Consider the following 22,833-nt stretch of genomic DNA (forward strand, 5'->3'; position numbering starts at 1 on the left):
CCGGGTTAAACTCGCGACGATGATCGCAACGGGCGTGCAGCCACACGCCCGGACGGAGAATGAATAATGACAATAATGAACTTCGCACACACGGTCGGTAACCTGGCCGTGCGGTTCGGCGATCGGGAAGCCCTGGTCAACATCGAGCGCAATCGCCGCTACAACTTCCGTGAATTCCATTCGCTGACCAATCGCATCGTCAACATGTTGCGTGGGCGACTTGGGCTGTGCCGCGGGGATGTCTACCTCTGCATCCTGGAAAACGACAACATCTCGCTGTTCCATGCCTGGACGGCGCTCAAGGGCGACGCCGCCGCGGCCTACGCGAACTATCGCGACGCGTTCGAGGAGCACCGCTGGCAAATAGAGTTCCTGCGCCCAAAAGTGGTGTTCATCGAAAACGCGTTGATCGATCGTTACTTTGATGCGCTTCACGATCAAGGCATCACCGTCGTCTGCATGGATCCTCCCGAACACCCGCGTGACGGGTTGCTGTACTTCTGGGACCTGCTCGAAGGCGTGCCGGATCACAATCCGGGCGTCGACAACGACACACAAAAGGACACCCTGGTCTATCGCTTCACCGGGGGCACCACCGGCCAGAGCAAGTGTGTTGCCTACACCATCGAAAACTGGATGGCGCTGCGCGATTCGATGTATCTGGAAGCCGAGCAACCCTATCAGCCGGATACCCGCTTCCTGCACATGGCGCCGATCAGCCACGGCTCCGGGCTGGGCCTGCTGCCGACGCTGTTTCGCGGCGGCTGCACCCTGACCCAGAACATCCCGGACCTGGCTCGCCTGTGCCGCAATATCGAAGCGGAAAAGGTCACCATGACCCTGCTCGTGCCAACCATGATCTATCGCCTGCTGGAATTGCCCGAGGCGCGCGAGTTTGACCTGTCCTCACTGCAGACCATGGCCTATGGGGCCGCACCAATGAGCCCGGCGAAACTGCGCCAGGCCCAGGAGCGCTTCGGCAATATTTTCATGCAGATTTATGGCGCCACTGAGTGTTTGCACGCCGTAGCGTTGCTGGGCAAGGCCGACCACTTGACCCAGAACGAGAAGCAGCTGTCCTCGGCCGGGCGCATCGCCGTCGGTGCCGAGATCCTGATCGTCGATGACAATGGCCAGGAAGTTCCGCTGGGCACCACGGGTGAGCTGTGGGTGCGGTCCCGGGGCACCATTTCGGGTTACTTCAACAACCCGCAAGGCACCGCGCAGGAGTTCCACAATGGTTACTGGAAATCCGGCGACCTGGGCTACATCGATCAGGAGGGTTTCCTGTACCTGGTCGACCGCAAGAAGGACATGATCATCACCGGTGGTTTCAACGTGTATGCCATCGAGGTGGAAGCGGCGCTCAATGCTCACCCCGCGGTGCTGAACTCGGCCGTCGTGGGCATTCCCCATGAGGAATGGGGTGAGGCGGTGCACGCCGAAGTGATCCTCAAGAATGGCCAGGTCGTGTCGGTCGACGCGCTGATCGAACACGTCAAGGGTCGCCTGGGCCGCTTCAAGGCGCCCAAGTCCATCCAGTTCGTCGAGGCCCTGCCGCTCAGTGTGGTGGGCAAGGTGCTGCGCCGTCAGGTGCGTGAAAAGTACTGGAAAGACAAGGCGCGTTGCGTGTCCTGAACCTCTGTTTGTTCTGAACGTTTACCCCTTCGTTTTCGCCCTGATGTCCCCTACCGCCCTTGGTCAGGCTGGGGACATCAGGGCTTTTTTTCGTCAGGCTGGCCTGGGTTGGCGGGCCCGGCCGTTGTGGGAATGAGCCTGCTCGCGAAAAACGCCGGGCAACGCGGGCATCCAGGTAGCCCGCGTTATCGTTAACGACCATCGCGGGCAAGCCCGCTCCTACAGGTCAGCGCCTCATAGCCGCACCAGCGCCGGGGGGAAATATTCGCCGCTGGCCACCGGGCCCTTGCCGCCGTAGTAGCGCAGCATCAGTCGGAACGGCTCGCCTGCCACCGTCGGCAGCCAATTGTTTTCGGCCGCGCCCTGGGGCAATTGCGGTCCGAAATACAGCGTGAGGGAGCCATCGGCGTTGTAGTGAAGGTCGGATTGGTTGTTCAGCAAAAAGCGGTCAAGCGCGTTGGGCAACACCCGGAAGGTTTTGCTGTTAGTGGCCGTGACGGACCAGAAGTACCGTGCGAACCCGGAAGGCAATTGTTCACGCGGGAATGTCAGCGAGTAGCTTTTCCCGCCATCAAGGACCTGACCATCAGCATCCCGCGCGCCACGGTAATAGTTGACCTCCGCGCTGGTGTTGGCCCAGATGCCGCCCAGATCGATCAGCGTCCGGGTCAGGTAATCCTCGCCATAAGCCCCGGAAACCGCCGGGCGCACCCAACCGTTGCGCACGGTACCCGGACCGATGGTGGCCGCTGCGCTGGCAAGGGCCGCAAAGGTACGGGTCTTGATTTGCTGGTCGATGCGCGCACGTTCGCCAGGTTGCTTGATCTGTTCGGCAATGGCACGCACTTGCGCTTGCAGCGTCTGCATGCCTGGATTGAGATCGGGCTCCTCAAGTGCCGCCGCAGCGGCATCGAAGGCCTCCACCGTCGGCAACCTGTACAGCTCGAATACCGGCCCGTGCGGTGTCGACGGCAGCTCTGGCGAGCCCGTCGCGCGCATTGTGAACTGATGCTGCAGTTGCTCGGCCACCTGCCGATCGGCCCCCAACTCGACCCGCGACAGCACCCGGGCCGTGCGTACGGGCAGGTCGATTCGCCGGGTATTGGCCGGCAGATCCACTTTTGCACCTCTGAGGCACACCGCGAACTCACCATACGGATGGTCGGCGAACACACGTTCATTTATGTTGGCCAGGGTTTCCCCCCAGCCATTGAGAAATTGCACCGTGTAATAGCGATTGGTGACCTTCGGCACGCTTACCTGGGTACAACTGCGTTCATCGACGGCGATCCAGGCTTCCGAATAGGCGACGTCGAGATTGGGATTGGGCCAGTCAACCGCACCGGGTTTACGGTGCACCAACTGGTTCCAGGTCATGCCGTCCTGAAAGTCCAGCTGCTGCTGGCGCATGACCAGCAAGCGCCCGAGCAGGTAGATATAGGCATCGCTGACTTGTTGATCGGTGAAGGCAGGTGGCGAGGCGGGAGGTGCTTCGTCTGCGCAGGCTGCTCCGGCCTGGATGGCCAACGCGAGGACGGAAGCGGCAAAAGCGCCACTGCAGCGCATAAGGTGCGATCTAACGGACATTGTTGTTCTCCATCGTGGTCCATGAACGAACCGTTATGCCTCTGCCAGCCCCATACCGCCCCTCTCGTTAAGGGAGGTATGAGGATGCTAGCCGAGGGGAGAACCGATGTCAGGCCACGTCGACATCCTTGAGCGACGCCATGTCGATCACGAATCGATACTTCACGTCATTGTTCTGCATGCGGGTGAACGCCTGGTTGATGTCCTGGATGTCGATCATTTCGCAACTTGGCAGCACTTGATGCTCGGCGCAGAAGTCCAGCAACTCCTGGGTCTGCTCCAGTCCACCGATCAACGCGCCGGTGATCGAACGGTTGTTGATCGCCAGCAATGCACCGTGAATCGGCTCCAGCGGTTCCAGGGCGCCAACCAGCACAAGTTTGCCATTGCGGCCCAGCAGCATCAGGTAAGGGTTGACGTTGTGGCCGCGCGGGATGGTGTCCAGAATCAGGTCGAAGCTGCTGGCGGCGGTTTTCATGGCCTGCGGGTCGGACGACAACAGTACATGATGCGCGCCAAGCGCCAGGGCGTCCTCGGCCTTGCCGGGTGAAGTGGTGATCACGGTGACCTCGGCGCCCAACGCAACGCCGAGCTTGACCGCCATGTGGCCCAGTCCGCCCAGCCCGATGACCGCCAGGCGCGTACCGGTCTTGACGTCATGCTCGCGCATCGGCGTCCAGACAGTGATGCCGGCACACAGCAACGGACCGGTGAAGCGCGGATCCAGCGCCGGCGGTACCCGCAACACGAAACGCTCGCGTACCACGATGTGTTGGGCGTAACCGCCGCGGGTCACCTCGCCGCTGATGCGGTCCAGGCCGTTATAGGTGGGTGTCATGCCCTGGGTGCAATGCGGCTCCTGATGTTGCTCGCAGGCCGCACATTGCTGGCAGCTGTCGACCATGCAACCGACAGCCACCCGATCACCGGGACGATAACGATTGACAGCAGGCCCCACGGCAGTGACCCGACCGACGATTTCATGGCCCGGCACACAGGGAAACCGCGTGCTTTTCCAGTCGTTATGCACGTAATGCAGGTCGGAATGGCAGACGCCGCAGTAGTCGATATCGATGGCGACATCGTCGGCGCGCAGCTCACGGCGTTCGAAGCGCAGGGGTTCGAGGGGAGCGTTGGCTTCATGGACGCCATAGCCGATGCAGGTGGTCATGTTCATTTCTCCACAGATTGAATGAGCGCTCCCCTGTAGGAGCGAGCGTGCTCGCGATGGTCGCTATCGATGACGCGGGGTGTCTGAATGCCCGCGTTGCCTGGACGTTTTTCGCGAGCAGGCTCGCTCCTACAGGGAATGGTGTCAGATCGAAGGCCGCAACCAGGGCGCGGCACTGGTTTCTGGTGCGGCGATCTGGTTGGAAATCCACTTGCCCATGCGACGCATCGGCTCGATGGAATCCTGGGGCGCGGCAAACTTCATGGCAGCGGCGTAGCCCAGGGAAACGATGCGTTGAGCGCCATACAGCGGCAGCACATCCTTGAGTTGATCCTTGATGCTTTCGGGATAGACGCCGACGGTTTGGGTGTAGGCGTCAACCGCCGCCATCATTTCGCTCAAGTCGTCGACCGGCACCAGGTTGGCAGTCCGGTCATCGAGGCTGGCGGCGAAGGACACCGGTTCCGGCAATTGCGAGCAGATAATCGCGCCCTCGCCTTCCTTGCCACCGATGACCTTTTACCACTCGTCATCCAGGCGCAGCGCGTCGACGTGGGCCTTCAGGCCCTGGTCGTAACGCTTGGGCGCGGTGCTCAGGGTATTGGGCAAGCCCAGCATGGCTTCATAGACATACTGGCCAAAGGTGTTGATCCGCTCCAGGCCCTGCTCGTCCGTGCCGCTCTGCACATACACCACACGCGCGCAGACACAGCCCTTCTGGTTGATTGCACCGATGTCGGCCGCCAGGCGCACCGCCGCTTCGCGCATGTTCTCTTCGTTGTAGAAGGCCTCCTGGCCAATGATGCTGGCGCTGCGCTTGGGGTCCAGGGAAATCAGTTCAAGGCCGGGCTGGATGTATTTGGTCACGTGCTTCATCGAGGCGAAACCGCCCCAGGCGACGATTTTTTCCAGGTTCTGCGGTTGGTAAAGGCGCTGCTCGAACGCCTCGTCGCCGCCCTTCCAGTAAGCCACCGAAAGGTGTTTGGTCAGCGGATGATCCGGCGCCATGTCGACCATGGTGCGGGCGATGGCCAGCGCCGTGAACGGGTCGTTGGACGGCGCCTTGATGATCGCGTCGCTGCGCAGCACCATGTTGCGGATGATGGTCCACAACGACAGGGACACTGCGTTGCCGGCGACGATGTGCAAGGTCCGGGCGCCAAAGCAGCGCACTTCCAGTTCGGTGCCGTCGAGCAGTGTCTGCGGAACCCAGCCTTCCAGGTATTTGATACCCACCGTGCTTTCTGCCATCTCGGTGATGAACTCACGGGACAGCAAGTGCTTGAGGCCCATGTAGGAGCCCTTGACGATGGTCGGGGTGGTCGGCGCCGTGAGGAACGACAGTTCACAGGCTTCCTGCAGGTACTGGTTCTTGTCCAGGTCCAGGCGCGCACCGAGTTCGACGGCGTAATCGAGAATGTCGTCGAAACTCAAGCGGTACAGGTCGGCGAGCTTCGCCGGATTGCCCAGGGGCAACTGGTCGATGTACTTGCTGGCGTCGGGGGTGAGAAAACTCAGGTCGCCGCCGCGACCGCCCACTTCGATCAGGTTATCGGTGATGACTTGACCACGAATGATCATCGGAGCAATGGGATGGGACATGGCTCAGCCTTCCAGGGTGTTGAGGAAATCCATCGCTTCGCGATGGGACTGCTCGGATGCGGCGCAGGTGATCTTGTCGTCGCCGCCGTTCTTTTCGCTGTAGCGCTGGATCGCCCCAACCACGTAGCGGCTATGGCGCCCGCAGGTGCAGGGTTGATCCCACTCGATGGTGACTTCGTCGCCCGTGATGAAACCGCCCCAGTGGATATCGGCACCAAGGTCGAAGAACGCCGCGCGCCCGGTCTGGCGCCCGTGGCGCGGCAGCGGCTTGCTGGTTTCAGGGTCGAGCAGGAAGGGAATCGCGGTGTGCGAGAAGTGGTAGTTGCCCTGTTCGCATTTGAGGTGCGAACCACTGACCACCTCCGACATGGCATAGGACTCGTTCAGCGTCTTCACCCCCAGGAAGCGCATCACGTCTTCGCGCCAGTTCTCGGGCGGCACTACGCCTTTGGCGCCGCCGGTGGTGATGATGTAGGAATCGGGATGGAACACCCCTTCCAGGCCACGCTCCAGGCCGGCCACGGCCATGTTGTGCAGCAGGTTCCAGGTACCGCCGATGTACACGCGCTTGCCCTTGAGACGGGTCGCGATGTCATCGAAAAAGGCCGCCAGGTGCTGCGGCATCTCGGCCTGCTGCTGGTCGAAGGCTTTTTTCTTGGCCAGCAGCTCAGGCGCCACCACCAGGCGATCCAGCGTGCCATTGGCGTGGGCGGCCCGCAGCCTGGCGCCCAGGCGCAGTACGTCGCTGGACAGGGTCGAGGGATAGGCCGGGTGGAAGTGTGAGAGATCGGGCAGCAGTACCCGCACCAGCGAGCCCATGCCGCGCAGGTGGCTGAGGTAGCCTTTGCGGTAGTACGGATACGCCGTGTGCAGGTCCGGGTCCGGCGTGTCCGCGCCGGTCATGTTCCAGGCGTAGAGTTTGCGCACCTGGGAAGCTTTTTCGAACTCACGGGCACTGCACGGCAAAAACGACAGCGTCCCGGAAGTGCCCGACGTATGGCTCAGGCACAGCTCGGGAATGGCGCTGTCCATGGTTTCAAACCAGTCGTCCAGTCCTTTGCACGCAGTGACGTCGACGGCGGCAATCTTCTCGGCCAGTTCCGGAACCACCAGCTTGCCCAACCATTTGTTGATCGCGGCGAAGTTGTTTTTTTCCAGTAGCGATGGCGGGTAGGACTTGAACAGGGTGTGCTCGAACAGCAGGGGCACCACGTCGTCCAGTTGTTCGATTCGCTCGATGCCCTCGGCGTCCGCCAGTTTCTTCAACACCGCGATACGGTCGCGCATTTCGCCGAAACGCCGTTTCAGCCCGGCCAGCTGCAGCGCATTGATCTGTTCGGCAGGCATTTGCTTCCAGTTTTGCAGGCTATGCCCGACCAGGGCCGCCGGATCGCTCAGCAGCAGATCGACCTGTTCTTCTATTGTTCTTGTCACGGGACTGTCTCCGGGGATTCACGGGATCGTGCCTTGGCCGTCGATGCGTAACGGCCTTGATGGCGGATTCAGTTTAAGGGCGCGCCAGGCAAAATCATTTCCGTATTCCGGTATCGGTAAAACCACCTCAACACTCTGTTTTATAATGGATTTTTTCTATTTTTATGAACCATGCGCCGGGTTGTTCCGGGTCTTCCCTGGAAAGCAGCGCATGGCTTGTGCGTCAACCAACGAGCCTCAACGTGCCACCGCTCAGGGCGTCACGACGTTGAACATTGGCTGGAAGCTGGTCAGCATGCCGAGCATCGCCTTGAAGCGGTCTGCGTCCCCTGCAAGCTTGATATCCCCCTGTTTGAGCGCCGTCGGGAAGTCGAGCTGGCGCAGGCTGATCCGGTCCAGCACGGCCTTGCTCATCGTGACCGACACATCGGCCTTGGCATGGCTGGCCTGTTCGCGGTAGGTCAGCACTCCATTGCGCAGGGTCAAGGCAAAATGCTGGTCAAGATCATCGAAGTTCCAGTTCAGGGTCATGTCGTGGCCTTGGGCTTTGTCCGAATCCATGCGCACGGCCAGCAGGTCCATGAACATGGTCGGCGTCGCCGCCCGGATCAGGTCGGCCGTGGCACGGGCGCCCTGCTGCGGCTTGATCTGACGCAACTCTTGTACGCCGGTGAGGTACATGTTGCGCCAGATCGCCGATTCGCTGCGGTAACCCAATTGCTCCAGCGCATCGGCCTGGGCTTCGCGTGCCGCCTTGTTCTCGGGCTCGGCGAACACCAGATGATTGCCCAACTGGGCTGCCCAACGGTAATCGCCGCTGTCCATTGCCGCGCGCATCTGCGCCAATACCTTGTCAGCCCCGCCCATGGCTTGCACGTAGTGTTTGCCGGCTTCGACCGGAGGCAGTGGGTCAAGCGTCGACGGATTGCCGTCGTAGAAGCCCAGATAGCGCTGGTACACCGCGCGGGTGTTGAAGCTCAGCGTGCCGTAGTAGCCCCTGGCATACCACTTCTGATCGAGGTCGCCGGGCAACTTCTTCACCGCGTCGGCAATTTCCAGCGGATTCATGCCCTGGTTGAGCAAGTTCAGGGTCCGGTTGTTGATAAAGGCGTACATGTCACGCTCATCGGCCAGCATGTTGCGGATATTGTCCCCGCCCCAGGTCGGCCAGTTGTGTTGAGCGAACATCACCTGTGCCTTGTCGCCATAGCGCACCAGCGCGTCGTCGAGAAAATGCGCCCAGGCTTTACCGTCACGCACTTCGGCACCACGGGGCGTGAGCAGGTTGTGCATCGAGCGCACGGCGTTCTCGGAAATACAGAGCGCCTGCATTTGCGGCAGGTACAGGTTCATCTCCGAGGGGGCCTCGGTTCCCGGGGTGAGTTGGAATACCACCTGCACACCGGAAATATCGTGGGTTTCCTCCGGTTTTACGATCAGGTCGCTCGGTGCGATCAGGCTGATCGTGCCGCCCACCGGCACACCTTTGCCTATCCCCGAATCCACCTGCCCCCGCTCGCTACCGGCCACCGCGCCGCCACTCTGGAACATGCCGCGACGAAACATCGCGGTACCCGCCAGGACGTTTTCCTGGATGGCGTGTTCCATGAAACCGCCTGGCGCATAGATGCGAACCTTGCCGGCCTTGACGTCTGCTTCGTCGACCACCCCACGCACACCACCGAAATGATCGACATGGCTGTGGCTATAGATCACCGCCACCACCGGTTTGCGCGGGCGATTGCGGTAGTACATTTCAAGGCCAGCCTTCGCGGTTTCGGTGACGTAGAGCGGGTCGATGATGATCAGGCCATCGTCACCTTCGATGATGGTCATGTTAGCCAGGTCGATACCACGCACCTGGTAGATTCTGTCGGTGACCTGGAACAAGCCCGCATTGGCATTGAGCTGCGCCAAACGCCACAGGCTGGGGTTCACCGTGTCCGGGGCCTGCTCTTGCTTGAGGAAGTCGTACTGGTGGGAATTCCACACGGTCTTGCCATTGGCATCCTTGATTTCGCCCTCAAAGGCGGCGACCAACCCGCGCCGCGCGGCTTCATAGTCGGCGCGATCCTGAAACGGCAATTGTTTGAGCACCGCCTGGTTGACAGCCGCCGTTGTCGGGCTGGCAGCTTTTGCGGGCGTGATCGGGGCGTCCTCGGCCCATGACAAGCTGCTGGACAGGGCGAAGGCAACAGACAGTGCAACAAGGCAATAGCGCATACAAAATCCTTGAATGGTTCAGAGTGATAAGTCAGGCGTGCCGGGGTGGCCGCCGTCAATACAGCCGTCAGCCCGCGGTACTGATGCCCGTGAGCGCCTTGGCGATGGACAATTTTTGCCGGTCGGTCAGGCCGTTGGGCGCCGGTAGCACGATGGACTCTCGCACCATGCGCTCAAGGTCCAATGCGGCGCTCACCCCCTTGCCACCGGGCAGCTGCAGCGCGTCCTGGCAAGCCTTGAGCAGCGTTTCACTGGCTAGCCAGCGGGCCATGCACGCCTGAATCTGGCAGGGAGTGTCGTTATCGATCAGCGAATAGGCCTGAAAGCACATGAGTTTCGCCGCTTCGATTCGGGTCGCCATCTCGGCAATCCTGAGTGCCACCAACGGCTGCGATGCCGCCGCCCTGCCGCAATCGTCAGGATTTCGCGCGTTGTTGATGCACGCCTCCAGAACCGACCGGGCCAGGCCGATCGACAGCAAGGCTGCGCCGGCGTCGATCTTTTCCAGCAGCCCGGCCTGGCCTTCCTGTTCTTGCCAGATCGTATGGCCGGCCGGCACGCGCACATTGTTGAAGGACACCCGGGTATTGAACGTGCCGGTCGGGGTCGATCTGTCGATGATGCGCGAGGAGTAACCCTGCTGCTCACGGTCCACCAGCACATGACATGACACGCCCTCCTCGGTCAGCATCCCGGTAATGAGGATGTCCGAGTAATGGCCGTTGCACACCCGCTCGTGGGCACCGTTGATGACCCAACCGTGCGCCGTGGTCCAGGCGTTGACGCCCCCTTCGGTTAGCGTTGCCTGAGCATCGGCCTGATGCAGGTAATAGCCGCCGAAGCGGCGACCGGCGAGCAAGTCCGGCAGGTAGCGTTCGCGCAGCGGTTGCTGCGCTTCAGGCAATTCGACCAGGACGCTGGCGACGAGCATGTTGACGATGACGCAGTGGGCGATTTCGCTGGAAACCACGCACAACTCTGCCAGGAGCATGGCTTCGGTGACCACCGATAAACCCATGCCACCCAGGTGCGGCGCAATACTGGCGCCGGGCAGGCCGAATTCGGCGATGCCCTGGGCGATTTCGCGCATTCTCTCCCGGGGAATCGGCCCACCCCGGAACGCACTGGCGACCGGCGCCACCTCCGTCGCAAGGAAGATACGGAAGCTGTCCACTGCATGACGCTGTGCATCGGTCGAGTTCTGTATCTGCATGGTCTGGTTCCCTGCCAATCGTCGCGAATCCACCGGCGTATTCGAGCCCGCTTTGAACAACAGGTTATGCCCGATAGCTGTCCGGTCACCCCCTCCAAGTAGAGGGGGGCTGCACACATGTCAGGCCAGGCTGCGCGCGATGATCAATTTCTGGATATGGCTGGTGCCTTCATAGATTTTGGTCACCCGTACGTCCCGGCAGTAACGCTCCACCGGGAAATCATTGAGGTAGCCATAGCCTCCGTGGATCTGCAGCGCGTCGGAGCACACCTTCTCCGCCATTTCGCTGGCGAACAGCTTGGCCACCGAGGCTTCCTTGGCGCAGGGCACGTGTGCTTCACACAATCGCGCGGCATGAACCATGTAGTGGTGGGCGACATCCACTTGCGCGGCCATGTCGGCAAGGTCGAACGCCACCCCTTGCAGTTTGATGATCGGCTCGCCGTAGGCTTCGCGTTCCTTGGCATAGCCCACCGCCGAGTCCAGCGCAGCGCGAGCGGTGCCGGTGGCGACAGCGGCAATCGCCACCCGTCCTTCCGACAACGACCCCATCACGTTGCGATAGCCAGCGCCTTCTTCGCCCAGCAGGTTGGCCACCGGTACCCGGCATTGGTCCAGCTGGATTTGCGCGACATGGGCCGAGCGCTGGCCCATCTTGTGCTCGACGCGAGCCACGACGTAACCGGGACTTTCCTGCGGGTCGACCATCAGCAGGCTGCTGCCCTTCTTGCCGGCAGCCTTGTCAGTGACCGCCAGCACCAGGCCCAGGCCCGCTTCGTTGCCGTTGGAGATGAATTGCTTGCTGCCATTGATGACGTAGTGCTCGCCTTCGCGCCGTGCCTGAGTGCGGAACGCTGCCGTGTCGGAGCCGGCGTGCGGCTCGCTGAGCAAAAAGGCACCGATGCGTTTACCGCTGGCCAGGTCCGGCAGGTATTTGCGCTTCTGTTGTTCGTTACCCAGTCGCGCCACGGTCAGGCCCACTGAGTTATGGACGTGAATCAGGGTGGCGAAGCCGGTGTCAGCGGCGGCGAACTCCTCGATGGCCAGGCAGTACTCGACGAAGCTGGCACCGGCACCGCCGTACTCTTCAGGGATCAGCATGCCGAGGAAGCCCAGTTCGGCAACGGCTTGCAGCTCATTGCGAGGCCAGGCGGCACTGCGATCACGTTCGGCAGCCGTGGGGGCAACTACTTCGGCGGCAACCTTGCGCGCCGAATCGCGGATCATGAGTTCCTGTTCGCCGAGGAACGCTGCGTTTGTATCGCTCATGGTGATTCCTTATGAATTCAGGGGGTCAGACAGGGTTCGGATCGGCCTGTACACGCTGTACAGTCCGGACCTTGGATGCAATGACGGTGGATGTGTCTGTGGTTGCCGGGGTGACCGTCGGCGAACCGCAGACATGCTCGTTCCTGAGCAGGAAGTGCGACAGCGCCGGGATCAGGGCCAGGGCGCCGAGCATGTTCCACAGGAACATGAAGGTCAGCAGGATGCCCATGTCGGCCTGGAACTTGATGGGTGAGAACGCCCAGGTGATCACCCCCGCGGCCAGGGTCACGCCCACCAGCGCCACGACTTTGCCAGTGAACCGCAAGGCATGTCGGTAGGCCTGGGCCAAGGTGTCGCCTGCACGTTGACGGGCCAGCTGGATGCTCAACAGATACAGGGCGTAGTCGACGCCGATACCCACCCCGAGTGCGATCACCGGCAGGGTCGCGACCTTGACGCCCATGCCCAGCAGCACCATCAACGCTTCGCACAGAATCGAAGTGATCACCAGCGGTACCACGGCCACCACCACCGCGCGCCAGCTGCGAAAGGTGATGAAGCACAGCACGATGACCGCCGCGTACACGTACATCAACATGGTCAGGTTGGCCTTCTTGACCACGATGTTCGTGGCCGCTTCGATCCCGGCGCTGCCGGCGGCCAGCAGGAACTGGCGGTCCGGCGTGCTGTGCGCGCTGGCAAAGGCTTGCGCGGCCTGCACCACTTGATCGAGTGTCTGCGCCTTATGATCGGAGAGGTAGGCCACCACCGGCATCACCGAACAGTCGTTGTTGAACAGTTCCGGATTGCTGGTGCTCGCGGTCCGCGCCGCATAGTTGAGTACGTCCTGGTTGGGCGAGATCGACATCCACTTGGGACTGCCCTCGTAGGAACCCGCCGTGATCTTGCGCACCGCATCGGCCAAGGACACCGTGCTTTGCACCCCCGGCACTTGCTGCAGGACCCAGCCCAGTCGGTCGGCATCGACCAGTGTCTGGTATTCCAGGCAGCCCTCGGCCTTGGTCTTGACGATGACCGCGAACTGGTCGGAAGACAGCGAGTACTTGCTGTTGATATAGGCGTTGTCCAGGTTGTAGCGCGAGTTGGGTCGCAGTTCCGAAGCCCCGGCATCCAGATCGCCGATTTGCAGATGGGTGCTGACGACAAAGCCCGCCACCGTCAGCAACGCCGAGCCCAGCAGCAATGCCGTGGCCCAGCGGCGCTCGGTGAAACGCTCCAGCAGACGCCAGGCCCCGCTCGTTTCACGCTGTTCTTTGCGCAGGCTACGCGCCGCAGCCTTGGGACTGACGCCGGTGTAGGACAGCATCACCGGCAGCAGAATCAGGTTGGTGAACACCAGCAGGGCAACGCCGATGGACGCGGTGATTGCGAGGTCCTGGATCACCGGGATGTCGATCAATATCAACACGCCAAAGCCCACGGCGTCGGCCACCAGCGCCGTGACCCCGGCCAGGAACAGGCGGCGGAACGTGTAGCGGGCGGCGACCAGCCGATGGGTGCCACGGGCCACGTCCTGCATGATCCCGTTCATTTTCTGCGCACCATGGGACACGCCAATGGCGAACACCAGGAACGGCACGAGAATCGAATAAGGGTCCAGCGCGTAACCCAGGCGGGCAATCAGGCCGAGCTGCCACAACACGGCGATGCAGGAACAGCCCAGCACCAGCACGGTGCTGCGCACACAACGGGTCCAGGCAAAAATGATCAGCGCGGCGATCACCGCCGCCACGGCGAAGTACAGGATCATCTGCTGCAAGCCGTCGAGCAGATCGCCCACGACCTTGGAGAAACCGACAATGCGGATGTCCAGGTCAGCGCTGCCCTGGGTACCGGAGAACTGCGCGCGGATGCCCTCCAGGCGCTTGGACAACTCCCAATAATCCAGCGGCTGGCCGGTATTGATGTCTTTGTCCAGCAGCGGCACGAAAATCATGCTGGAACGGAAATCGGTCCCCACCAGATTACCCAGCAACTGCGCCCGGCCAATGTTCTGGCGCAAGGCGTCGGTACTGGCCTGGGAGCCGGTGTAGTTGTCTGGCATCACCGGTCCCCCGGCGAAGCCCTCTTCGGTGACCTCGTTCCAGCGCACCACCGGCATCCACAGGGACTTGACGTTAGCCCGGTCGACACCCGGCGTCAGGAACAGCTCATCGTTGATTTGCTTGAGTGCCTGCAGGTACGCGGGATCGAAAATATCGCCCTTGCGGTTCTCCACCACCACCCGCACGGCATTGCCCAGGCCCTTGAGCTCGTCGCGGTTTTCCAGGAAGTTACGAATGTACGGCTGGTTCAGCGGGATGGTTTTCTCAAACGCGGCATTGAGCGTCAGGCGCGACGAATCCCAGCCGAGGATGACCGTGACCACGCTGCAAAGCAGGATGACCAGCAGCCGATGGTTGAAGATCAACCGCTCCAGACGACTGCCTGACTGGTGATTGAAATCAGCAATGTTGCTGATGGACTGCAGGTTGTCGCTGGCGTTGTGGATACCCATCACAGCTCTCCGACTTGCTTGTTCTGTTGCAGGCTTTGCACGCGCACGCCACCCAGTCCCGCCAGGGCGACGGCCCCGTTGGCGGCGGGTGCCAGTGCGAAGTTGGGTGCCACGTGGTCCAGTGGGACTCGGCTGAACGTTGCCCCGCGGTCGGTGGAGCGCAGCAATTGGCCGGTTTGGCTGGCCAGCAGGATCGAGCCGTCTTCGGCGATCAGGCCGCTGGTGATGCCCTCCTTGATGCCGGTGTCGACCGTGCTCCAGCTTGCCCCGCCATCGAGACTGCGCAAGGCATTGCCGCGCAGGCCGTAGACGAGCACCAGACGGTCGTCGCCGAGCAGGCCGAACAACGTGCCCTCATAGGGCAGTTCGACCTTGACGAAACGCTGGCTGGCGGGGTCCAGTTTCAGCACCAGGCCTTGTTCGGCGACCATGAACAGCGTGCCGGCTGCCGGGCGCAGGCCATACAGGTGCATGCTGCGCGGGTTGTCGATTCGGTCCTGCCAGGCGGTCCAGGTCTGGCCACCATCCTCGGTACGCAGGATCAAATTGAACGCGCCGGTGACGAACCCGGTGCGTTCATCGGCAAACCACACGTCCAGCAGCGGTTTGTCGGCGCCCTGGGTGGCGAACAATTGCGCATCCTGTTGCAAGCGCTGCGCCTGGGGATCATCCGGGTTGGCGGGGTTGCCGTATTGCTTGAGCAGGATCGCGGCGATCTGCTGACCGTCGAGCTGTTTGGTCCAGGTTTTTCCCGAGTCGCTGCTGTGCAACACAACGCCTTCGTGGCCAACGGCCCAGCCCTGGTTGGCAGTGGGAAACGCCAGTGCCGTCAGGTCCGAGCTGACCGGCACCTGGGCCTGGACCCAGTCGGTGGCGTTGTCTGAATAAAGAATATGGCCGCGCTGGCCGGCCGCGATCAGCCTTCCTGCGGCCCTGGCCAACGCGTTGATGGGTGCCTGGATCGCCTTGGCGCTTTGCAACGCAGGCGTGTCGAGGGGCGAGACAAAGCCCGACTGGGCGAACGCCGGCACCGCCAGAAGCGTGGTCAGGATCAGCAGCGGTGGTCGCAAGAGTTGTTTGAACACGTTGTCACCTCACATCAGTTGCGCGCGGGCGCGCATTGCACCAACGGCGGTCCGCGGCGGGACCGCCGTGGGCGGACTTGCGATTACGTCAAGCGCAGCTCAAAGCGTGGTCTTGAAGGTGAAGAACACCGCACCACGGTCTTCCAGCAAAGCCTGGCTGCCACTCGGGGTCAGGGCCGCGCCGGTCACCGGGTTGGTCGAGTAGTCACCGAAGTAGTCCACGTACTTCAGGTCGAAGCGGTAGCGACTGTAGAGATCGAGCGCCAGGCCCACCGCGTAGCTGCCAGCATCCTTGTTGCCACCGGACGCCACCGCCGAGTTGCCGGAGAGGCCCTGGGAGTAACTGATCGGCAGCGACAGGTCGCCACCGGGGAACACCTGATACCAGTTGGGCGTGAAGTTGATGGCGATGCCGTAGGCGTCGCGGGACACTTCGTCGATGTTGGTCGGTACGGCCTTGTAGGCAGACGAGCCCTTGAACAGGTGCAGCGGGTCGTCGTTGACCGAGATCCAGCGGCTCCAGGTCAGCTCGGTAGACCAATTGGCGCCATCGAAGAACGGTGTCGGGCTGACGGTGCCGATAGCGTTGAGCACACCGTGCAGGGTGTCGCCACGGGCGCCGAGAATGTCGCCGTCGTCCGGCAGTTGCGCGGTCGAGGTGACCCGCGCCGCCGAACTCACCAGCGGCATGTTGCGACGGTAGTTGAGGTCGGCACCGACGCTGATGCCGGCGATTTCCTTCGACAGGCTGATGCCGTACATGTCGATTTTGTCGGCGTAGTTGAGGTAGTACTGCGGGCGGGCGTTGGCCAGCAGAATGACCTGCGGCAGGGTGTCGGAGAACTGGCGTACGTAGAACCCCAGGGTGCCGTCCAGCCATTCCGGGCTCCAGCGCGTCATCACGCCCCAGTCACCGGAGTTGCGCGGCTCGATGTCGTCGCCATGGATGGCGCGCAGGGTCGGGCTGAGGATGAACGACTCGCCACCTTGCTGGTAGATGTCGGCGAAGCCCAGGTAACTGCCGGACTCAGGCACGCGCGAAGGCCGCCATTCGAAGAAATACTGCGCAGCAAACGACCACTCTGGGTTGACTTGCAACTGCGCGGAAATCTGGTTGCGCGGCAGGTACAGTTCCTTGGCCTCGATCCCCGGCAAGGCCAATGCCTTGCCCTGATCCAGTGGCGCCTGGCCGTAGGAGATACCATGGATGGCGCCAGCCCCGAGCAACGACTCACCCCAGTTGACCGTATGCCGACCCAGGCGCGCCTTGAGCGGCATGTCCCCCATTTCGTACTCGCCAAACACGAAGGCGTCCATCCATTCACCGGACGGGCCTTCGTAGTAGCGGTCGGTGTAGCGGCTTAGACCGGTGGCTGGGCGACCACTGGAGTTGAGGTGGTTGGAGGTGGCAACGCTATCGTTGTCCAGATCTCCAGCATAGGCGGCGTCATACCATAGGGCGGCGCTGACACGGGCGCCATACTTGCCCTTGTAGATGAGGTCCGACTCTGTGAGTACGTCCAGGCGATTGTTGACCAGTCGATGCTTGTCGAAGTTGCGGTCGCCGTCATCGTTGTTCGGGTTGCCCAGGATCGCCCTGTCCTGCCCTTCGGTACGCATACCCAAGTTGTAGCGCAGGGTGTTGTCCCAACGCAGCTGGATGTCTTCGTTACCGGTATCGATCTCGATAGCACTGGCGCTGCCGCAGGCAATCGCGCACATGGCCACGACCGTAGCCTTCAATGCATGAGAACTGGCGGGATGACTTTGATTCGATTTGTTCTTGTTATTCATCTGGGTGCCTCCTCCCCTGGGTGAACCTGGACATCCAGGTTCGCAAGCCACTCAATCAGTGATCGAGTGCTCCGAAGGGTGCCAGCGTCAGCCCGATGTCCTCCCCCCCCTTTCTGAAAGGGGGGTGCCCCCCCTACCCCCCCTCCGGTAACGTCTGGCCCATCGAGCTGATTGCGCACCTGACCGGGTGCGGCGGCGGTAACAACAAACGGGAGAACACCATGACGCACGACACACCGGCCAGCGCGGGCGCGCCGATCAGCTACCCTTTCGCCATGCTGCCCACCGCCGGAGCACCCGAACCGATAGCGCCGGGCGTGCAGTGGCTGCGGCTACCGCTGCCGGTGTCCCTGGGCGCCATCAACGTCTGGCTCCTGGCTGACGGGGCTGGCACCACACTGGTCGATAGCGGCATTTATGACGAGCAGACAGTTGCGCTATGGCGCCCGTTGCTGGAAGGCACGTTACGCGAGGCTCCGCTGACCCGGGTCATCGCCACCCATCTTCATCCGGACCATGTCGGAATGGCCGGCTGGCTGACCCGGCACACCGGCAGTCGCTTGTGGATGACGCGCCTGGAGTACCTGCAAGGCCGCCTGCTGGCCAGCGATAGCGCACGCGCGGCGCCAGAGGAGACGCTGGCGTTCTACCGGCGCGCCGGATGGGACGGGCCGACCCTGGAGCGATACCGCCAGCGCTTCGGCAGTTTCAGCCGCATGATCTCGCCCTTGCCCGATAGCTACCGACGCATACGCGACGGCGAGCGGCTGAACATCGGCGGGCATTCATGGGAAGTGGTGGTGGGCGCCGGCCATTCGCCGGAACACGCTTGCCTGTATGACGCCGACCGCAATCTGCTGATATCCGGCGACCAGGTGCTGCCGCGTATCTCGTCCAACGTCTCGGTGCAGCCCAGCGAGCCGGATGCCGATCCGCTGAGCGACTGGCTTGAATCCCTGGCCACCCTGCGTCGTCGTGTGCCCGACGACGTGCTGGTGCTGCCGTCTCACGGTAAACCTTTCCGGGGCCTGCATGCACGCATCGAACAACTGCAAGCCGATGCATGGGGAGCGCTGGATCGGTTACGCGCAGGCTTGCACGAGCCCGCACGCGCCATCGATCTGTTCACGCTGCTGTTCAGCACCGCCGTATGCAACGACGACCCCACCCGCTTCACCCTGGCGACCGGCGAAACCCTGGCCTGCCTCAACCACTTGTTGCTGCGCGGTGAGGTCAGTGTCTCTCTTGATGAACAAGGCGTAGCCTGGTACGCCCCCCTGTAGGAGCGAGCATGCCCGCGAGGGTCGTCAACGATAACGCGGGAAGCCTGATACCCCGCGGCGTTCTCGGGTTTATCGCGAGCATGCTCGCTCCTACAGAAGACTCAGGCCGCTCACGCGCTCGCTCGCGAGGGTCGTCTACTGTCTCAATCCCTTGTCGCTGCGGTGTGCGTAGGAGCGAGCATGCTCGCGATGGAAGTCAACGATAACGCGGCAAGCCTGATACCCCGCGGCGTTCTCGGGTTTATCGCGAGCATGCTCGCTCCTACAGAGGATTCAGGCCCTCACGCGATCGATAATGACCCGGGCCACCGCCAAGGATCGTGTTCAACTCAACGAGTGCCGCACTGTATGTCCAGGGTCAGCGCGTTGAGGTAGGCGTTTTCGACCACATGTCGCACCAGCGCGGCGAATTCTTGCGGATGGCCCATGCGGCGTGGGAACAGCAAACCGTTGACGATGGTTTCCGAGACTTTTTCCGGCATGCTGGCGGACATCCCGGACTCGAACAGTCCTGGCGCCAGGCTCACCACGCGTATGCCGTGTTCAGCCAGGTCGCGGGCAATCGGCAGCGTCATGCCTATGATGCCGGCCTTGCTCGCACTGTAGGCCGCCTGCCCCATCTGCCCCTCACGGGCAGCACCCGAGGCGGTGTTGATGATCACACCGCGCTCGCCACTGTCTTCGGGTGTGTTCGTGGACATGGCCAACGCCGCGTGGCGGATGATATTGAAAGTCCCCGTGAGGTTGACCCCCAACACCCGGTTCCACAGCTCGGTCGGAAACAGCTGGCCTTTGGATAGCGTCTTGCAGGGGCCCAGGATCCCCGCGCAGTTCACCGCCACATGCACCCCGCCAAAGCGCTGCACCACCGTATCGATACCCGCCCTGACACTGGCTTCGTCGGCAACGTCGACCGCGATGCCGGTGATACCGGTGATGCCATCCAGCGCGGCATCGAGCCGTTGTTGATCCAGGTCAAACCCCACTACCTGGGCTCCCGCGGCCGCCAGCGCCTTGCAAGTGGCCAGGCCAAGCCCTGATGCCGCGCCCGTGACGACGGCTACTTTATTATCCAGTTTCATTGTGATTCCTTCGTTGGCACCCGGATTGGGGACCTGGCGGATCTTAAAAAACAAATCCACCCGCTCGTCCCTCCCATTGCGGAAGGACATGAACTGACTGGAGCACCTCCTGATCCCACAAGCGCTTAACTGCAGCTATCGTAAAATCTTGACCTGCATCGACAGGTTGGCTAGTTTCGCCCGGCGCGTGAGTCGCCGTGACCGTGGCGCGAGGATAAGAAGTTGCCAGACACCCCAGCCAGACATCTGGTTTCGACCAAGTTTTCACCACCGCGCATCGGTACCCGCCATGTGCCTCGCACCGCGCTGCTCGCTCAGCTTCAGCGCATGCAGCATTGCAAATTGGCGCTGGTCACCGGCGCTGCGGGTTACGGTAAAACGACCCTGATGGCGCAGTGGCGCCAGGACCGGCTCATGGCCGGCGCGGAAGTGGCCTGGGTGTCGCTGACGGTCGAGGACAAGGGCTACACCGCCTTCTGCTCAGCGTTTTTCGAAGGATTGCGGCGGTTGGGCATTGAAGTGGACGTTGACCTGCTCCGCGAGGACACCACGGAGCCTGCGTTGCAAGCCTGCGTCGCGATTATCGTCGAGGCTGCGACCCAGTTGAGCAAAGAGCTCTACCTGATTGTCGACGACTATCACCATGTGGAAACCCCTCTTGCCCACAAGCTGATTCAAAAGCTGCTCGACCAGAGTCCGGGCAACCTGCACCTGGTGCTCGTGTCGCGGGTCAATCCGCCGTTAAGCCTCTCTCGACTGCGCGTCATGGACCAACTGGCTGAAATCGAAAGCGTCGAACTGCCGTTTGACCTGGCCGAGACCCGCACCTTCGTGGAGGAGAACCTGGGCACGGACAAGATCAATGCCGATGAACTGAGCCTGATCCAGGAACTGACCAGCGGCTGGCCCTCTTGCCTGCAACTGATCGTCATCATGCTCAAGAACCGCCCTTCAACCCGCTCGATTCTCAACGATCTGGTCTGGCGCTCAAGCGACCTGCAAAGCTACCTGAGCGAAGAAGTGGTGGCGCACCTGCCCGAAGAACTGGTCGAAGTTGCCGAAACGTTGTCGATCTTCCGCCGCTTCAACGCCCCGATGGCCGCTGCCGTGACCGGCCATGCCAACGCCGGTGAACTGCTTCAGCGCATGGAAGACGAGAACCTGCTGATCAATCGGGTCGACTCCGAAGACCGCATGACCTGGTATCGCTTCCAGCCGCTGTTCGGGGAATTCCTCAGCGCACGCCTGGAGCGTCGAAAAAAGGACATCCGTGCCTTGCACCGCCTCGCAGCCCATTGGTTCGCCGGACACAGCTGCCTGACCGAGGCAGTTCGCCACGCCAGCCTGGGCGACGACGTCGAGTTTGCCATTCAGGTGATAGAGCAGAGCGCGCCAAAGACCTGGAGCCTGGCTTATCTCGCTCCGACCTTACGCCTGTTGGAGCGTTTGCCCGAGGACGTGCTGTTTCGCCACCAGCGCCTGCTGTTCCTGGCCTGCATCACGGTTTCGCTGACCTCGCGTCCGGAACGTGCAAAAGCCTGGCTAGAGCGTCTACAGGCCAGTGGCCTGAGCGAACACCCTGAACTGGCCAGCGGCATACCGCTGATCCATGCCGCCATCGCCGTGCAGGAAGATGACAGCGAGCGTACCATTGCCTTGCTGGAACCTGTGCGTGATGCACCTATGGACAATCCCTTCTTACGCTACATGCTGCTGGCGGCACTGTGCGTGGCCTATTACACGGCGGGACGCTATGCCGATGCCCGACGCCTGTTCGACATTCATCCTATACCCCCGCAGGATCGCGGCAATGACATGGCATTGGTCGCGGAATCGGCACGCTTGACCACCTATATCGTTTGCGGCGAAATCGGCGTGGCCGAACCGCTGGTATCCGAACTGCTCGAGCGCTCCACACGCGAGGGTGGGCATCGATCGATCTGCGCCAACCTCTGTGCCAGCCTGCTGGCCGATGCGTTTTACGAGCTTGACCGGATCGATGACGCGCGCGAGTTGATCGCCAACCGCTCTGGCTTACTGCACTCCTCCGTTCCCGATGTCATTGTGCGCACCAACATCAGCCGCAGCCGCCTGGACCTGTTGCAAAAAGGCCCGGATACCGCCCTCGCCTTCCTGCGCCAGCAAATTTCCCACCTGCGCAGCCTCGGACAAATTCGCCCAGTGGCTCAGTTATTGGGCGAACAGATCCGCGTGAGCCTGGTCAAGGGCCAGCGTAATCAGGCCGTGGAGTTGTTGCAAACCCTCGAAGAGATTGCCCGCGACCACAGCAGCGAGCACGGTGGCCGGGCAGAACTGCCGGCCATTGCCGCTTTGGCGCGGGCGCGGATTCTCACTAGCGTCGACTCCCAAGCCGCCCTGCAAGCCTTGGACGAAGTGAGACACTACGCCGATAGTTTCCAGCGCCACCGCCTTGGCGTGCTCGCCGACCTGCTGCGTGCCGGCGTGCTGGATGATCTCGATCGCCCGGAAGACTCCCTCGCACGACTCCGTGAGGCCGTGGAGAACGGGCGACGCCTGGGGCTGGTCCGTACCTTGCTGGATGAAGGGGCATTGAGCGAGAAACTGCTTTCGCGTCTATCCCAAAGCCCCCTGGACACCCCCCTGCGTCAGTACGTCGACGAACTGCTCGGCAAGCTCACCGGCCCTTGCGCGCCGCCCCTCCCGACATCACGTTCGCGGCGGACCACGACCACCGGGCAAGCGCCGCAATTGACGCCACGCGAACGCGAGATCCTCAGCCTCGTTTCCCAGGCCATGTCGAGCAAGCGCATCGCCCACACGCTGGACATCAGCCTGGACACGGTGAAATGGAACCTGCGCAACATCTACGCCAAGCTGGGCGTTTCGAGCCGGTACGACGCCATGGTCTGGGCACGCAATCACAAGCTGATCGACTGATTTTTGCCAATTGCG

Annotated in this window: 13 protein-coding genes and 1 pseudogene; 3 read left to right on the forward strand and 11 right to left on the reverse strand. The window is 62.1% G+C overall.

Features of this window, described 5'->3' with window-relative positions; translation table 11 throughout:
• Positions 1-66: 66 nt before the first annotated feature.
• A complete protein-coding gene (locus AC3WWR_RS20625; protein ID WP_141195478.1) occupies positions 67-1,638 on the forward strand; it encodes an AMP-binding protein in 1,572 nt (523 codons plus the stop codon).
• A 234-nt stretch (positions 1,639-1,872) separates the two neighbouring features.
• Here the strand turns inward: AC3WWR_RS20625 and AC3WWR_RS20630 are convergent, their stop codons facing one another.
• The 10 genes and pseudogenes from AC3WWR_RS20630 to AC3WWR_RS20675 all read right to left on the reverse strand — a co-directional run bounded on the left by AC3WWR_RS20630 (position 1,873) and on the right by AC3WWR_RS20675 (position 17,534).
• Complete coding sequence (locus tag AC3WWR_RS20630) at positions 1,873-3,225, reverse strand: DUF1214 domain-containing protein (protein ID WP_155943734.1); 1,353 nt, start codon at positions 3,223-3,225, stop codon at positions 1,873-1,875.
• 109 nt (positions 3,226-3,334) lie between these two features.
• Complete coding sequence (locus AC3WWR_RS20635) at positions 3,335-4,396, reverse strand: NAD(P)-dependent alcohol dehydrogenase (protein ID WP_020799122.1); 1,062 nt, start codon at positions 4,394-4,396, stop codon at positions 3,335-3,337.
• Positions 4,397-4,540: 144 nt separating this feature from the next.
• A pseudogene (locus tag AC3WWR_RS20640) lies at positions 4,541-5,998 on the reverse strand (acyl-CoA reductase).
• Between the two features lie 3 nt (positions 5,999-6,001).
• Positions 6,002-7,432 carry a hypothetical protein gene (locus AC3WWR_RS20645; protein WP_020799124.1) on the reverse strand — a complete coding sequence of 477 codons (1,431 nt, stop codon included), beginning with the start codon at positions 7,430-7,432 and terminating at the stop codon, positions 6,002-6,004.
• A 252-nt stretch (positions 7,433-7,684) separates the two neighbouring features.
• Positions 7,685-9,655, reverse strand: coding sequence for an alkyl/aryl-sulfatase (locus AC3WWR_RS20650; RefSeq protein WP_020799125.1), 1,971 nt, complete (start codon positions 9,653-9,655; stop codon positions 7,685-7,687).
• A 67-nt stretch (positions 9,656-9,722) separates the two neighbouring features.
• Positions 9,723-10,868 (reverse strand): acyl-CoA dehydrogenase family protein, encoded by a 1,146-nt coding sequence (locus AC3WWR_RS20655; protein ID WP_454865855.1) that lies wholly within the window; start codon positions 10,866-10,868, stop codon positions 9,723-9,725.
• Positions 10,869-10,988: 120 nt separating this feature from the next.
• Positions 10,989-12,137: an acyl-CoA dehydrogenase family protein gene (locus AC3WWR_RS20660; RefSeq protein ID WP_083349061.1), complete on the reverse strand. Its 1,149-nt coding sequence runs from the start codon at positions 12,135-12,137 to the stop codon at positions 10,989-10,991.
• A 25-nt stretch (positions 12,138-12,162) separates the two neighbouring features.
• Entirely contained in the window at positions 12,163-14,655 is a 2,493-nt protein-coding gene (locus AC3WWR_RS20665) for an efflux RND transporter permease subunit (protein WP_020799128.1), read from the reverse strand.
• On the reverse strand, positions 14,655-15,740 hold the full coding sequence (locus tag AC3WWR_RS20670) for a WD40/YVTN/BNR-like repeat-containing protein (protein WP_492599017.1): 1,086 nt from the start codon (positions 15,738-15,740) through the stop codon (positions 14,655-14,657). Before AC3WWR_RS20670 ends, AC3WWR_RS20665 begins: the two co-directional genes overlap by 1 nt.
• A gap of 99 nt (positions 15,741-15,839) precedes the next feature.
• Positions 15,840-17,534, reverse strand: a complete 1,695-nt coding sequence (locus tag AC3WWR_RS20675; RefSeq protein ID WP_492599018.1) for a DUF1302 domain-containing protein — start codon at positions 17,532-17,534, stop codon at positions 15,840-15,842.
• A 221-nt stretch (positions 17,535-17,755) separates the two neighbouring features.
• On the opposite strand from AC3WWR_RS20675, the gene AC3WWR_RS20680 reads away from it, so the two are divergent.
• Positions 17,756-18,817 carry an MBL fold metallo-hydrolase gene (locus tag AC3WWR_RS20680; RefSeq protein ID WP_492599019.1) on the forward strand — a complete coding sequence of 354 codons (1,062 nt, stop codon included), beginning with the start codon at positions 17,756-17,758 and terminating at the stop codon, positions 18,815-18,817.
• Between the two features lie 329 nt (positions 18,818-19,146).
• On the opposite strand, the gene AC3WWR_RS20685 is transcribed toward AC3WWR_RS20680, so the two are convergent.
• On the reverse strand, positions 19,147-19,899 hold the full coding sequence (locus tag AC3WWR_RS20685; protein WP_151142304.1) for an SDR family NAD(P)-dependent oxidoreductase: 753 nt from the start codon (positions 19,897-19,899) through the stop codon (positions 19,147-19,149).
• Positions 19,900-20,121: 222 nt separating this feature from the next.
• Between AC3WWR_RS20685 and AC3WWR_RS20690 the strand changes: the two genes are divergently transcribed.
• Positions 20,122-22,818: a winged helix-turn-helix domain-containing protein gene (locus AC3WWR_RS20690; protein ID WP_020799133.1), complete on the forward strand. Its 2,697-nt coding sequence runs from the start codon at positions 20,122-20,124 to the stop codon at positions 22,816-22,818.
• The last annotated feature ends 15 nt before the right edge of the window (positions 22,819-22,833 follow it).

The organism is Pseudomonas sp. EB271-G4-1, assembly GCF_058791355.1.

Excerpts from the sequence above, each read along its gene's own strand:
- AC3WWR_RS20625 (WP_141195478.1), top strand. The coding sequence starts at position 67 with ATGACAATAATGAACTTCGCACACACGGTCGGTAACCTGGCCGTGCGG.
- AC3WWR_RS20630 (WP_155943734.1), bottom strand. The coding sequence starts at position 3,225 with ATGTCCGTTAGATCGCACCTTATGCGCTGCAGTGGCGCTTTTGCCGCT.
- AC3WWR_RS20635 (WP_020799122.1), bottom strand. The coding sequence starts at position 4,396 with ATGACCACCTGCATCGGCTATGGCGTCCATGAAGCCAACGCTCCCCTC.
- AC3WWR_RS20650 (WP_020799125.1), bottom strand. The coding sequence starts at position 9,655 with ATGCGCTATTGCCTTGTTGCACTGTCTGTTGCCTTCGCCCTGTCCAGC.
- AC3WWR_RS20655 (WP_454865855.1), bottom strand. The coding sequence starts at position 10,868 with ATGCAGATACAGAACTCGACCGATGCACAGCGTCATGCAGTGGACAGC.
- AC3WWR_RS20660 (WP_083349061.1), bottom strand. The coding sequence starts at position 12,137 with ATGAGCGATACAAACGCAGCGTTCCTCGGCGAACAGGAACTCATGATC.
- AC3WWR_RS20665 (WP_020799128.1), bottom strand. The coding sequence starts at position 14,655 with ATGGGTATCCACAACGCCAGCGACAACCTGCAGTCCATCAGCAACATT.
- AC3WWR_RS20675 (WP_492599018.1), bottom strand. The coding sequence starts at position 17,534 with ATGAATAACAAGAACAAATCGAATCAAAGTCATCCCGCCAGTTCTCAT.
- AC3WWR_RS20680 (WP_492599019.1), top strand. The coding sequence starts at position 17,756 with ATGACGCACGACACACCGGCCAGCGCGGGCGCGCCGATCAGCTACCCT.
- AC3WWR_RS20685 (WP_151142304.1), bottom strand. The coding sequence starts at position 19,899 with ATGAAACTGGATAATAAAGTAGCCGTCGTCACGGGCGCGGCATCAGGG.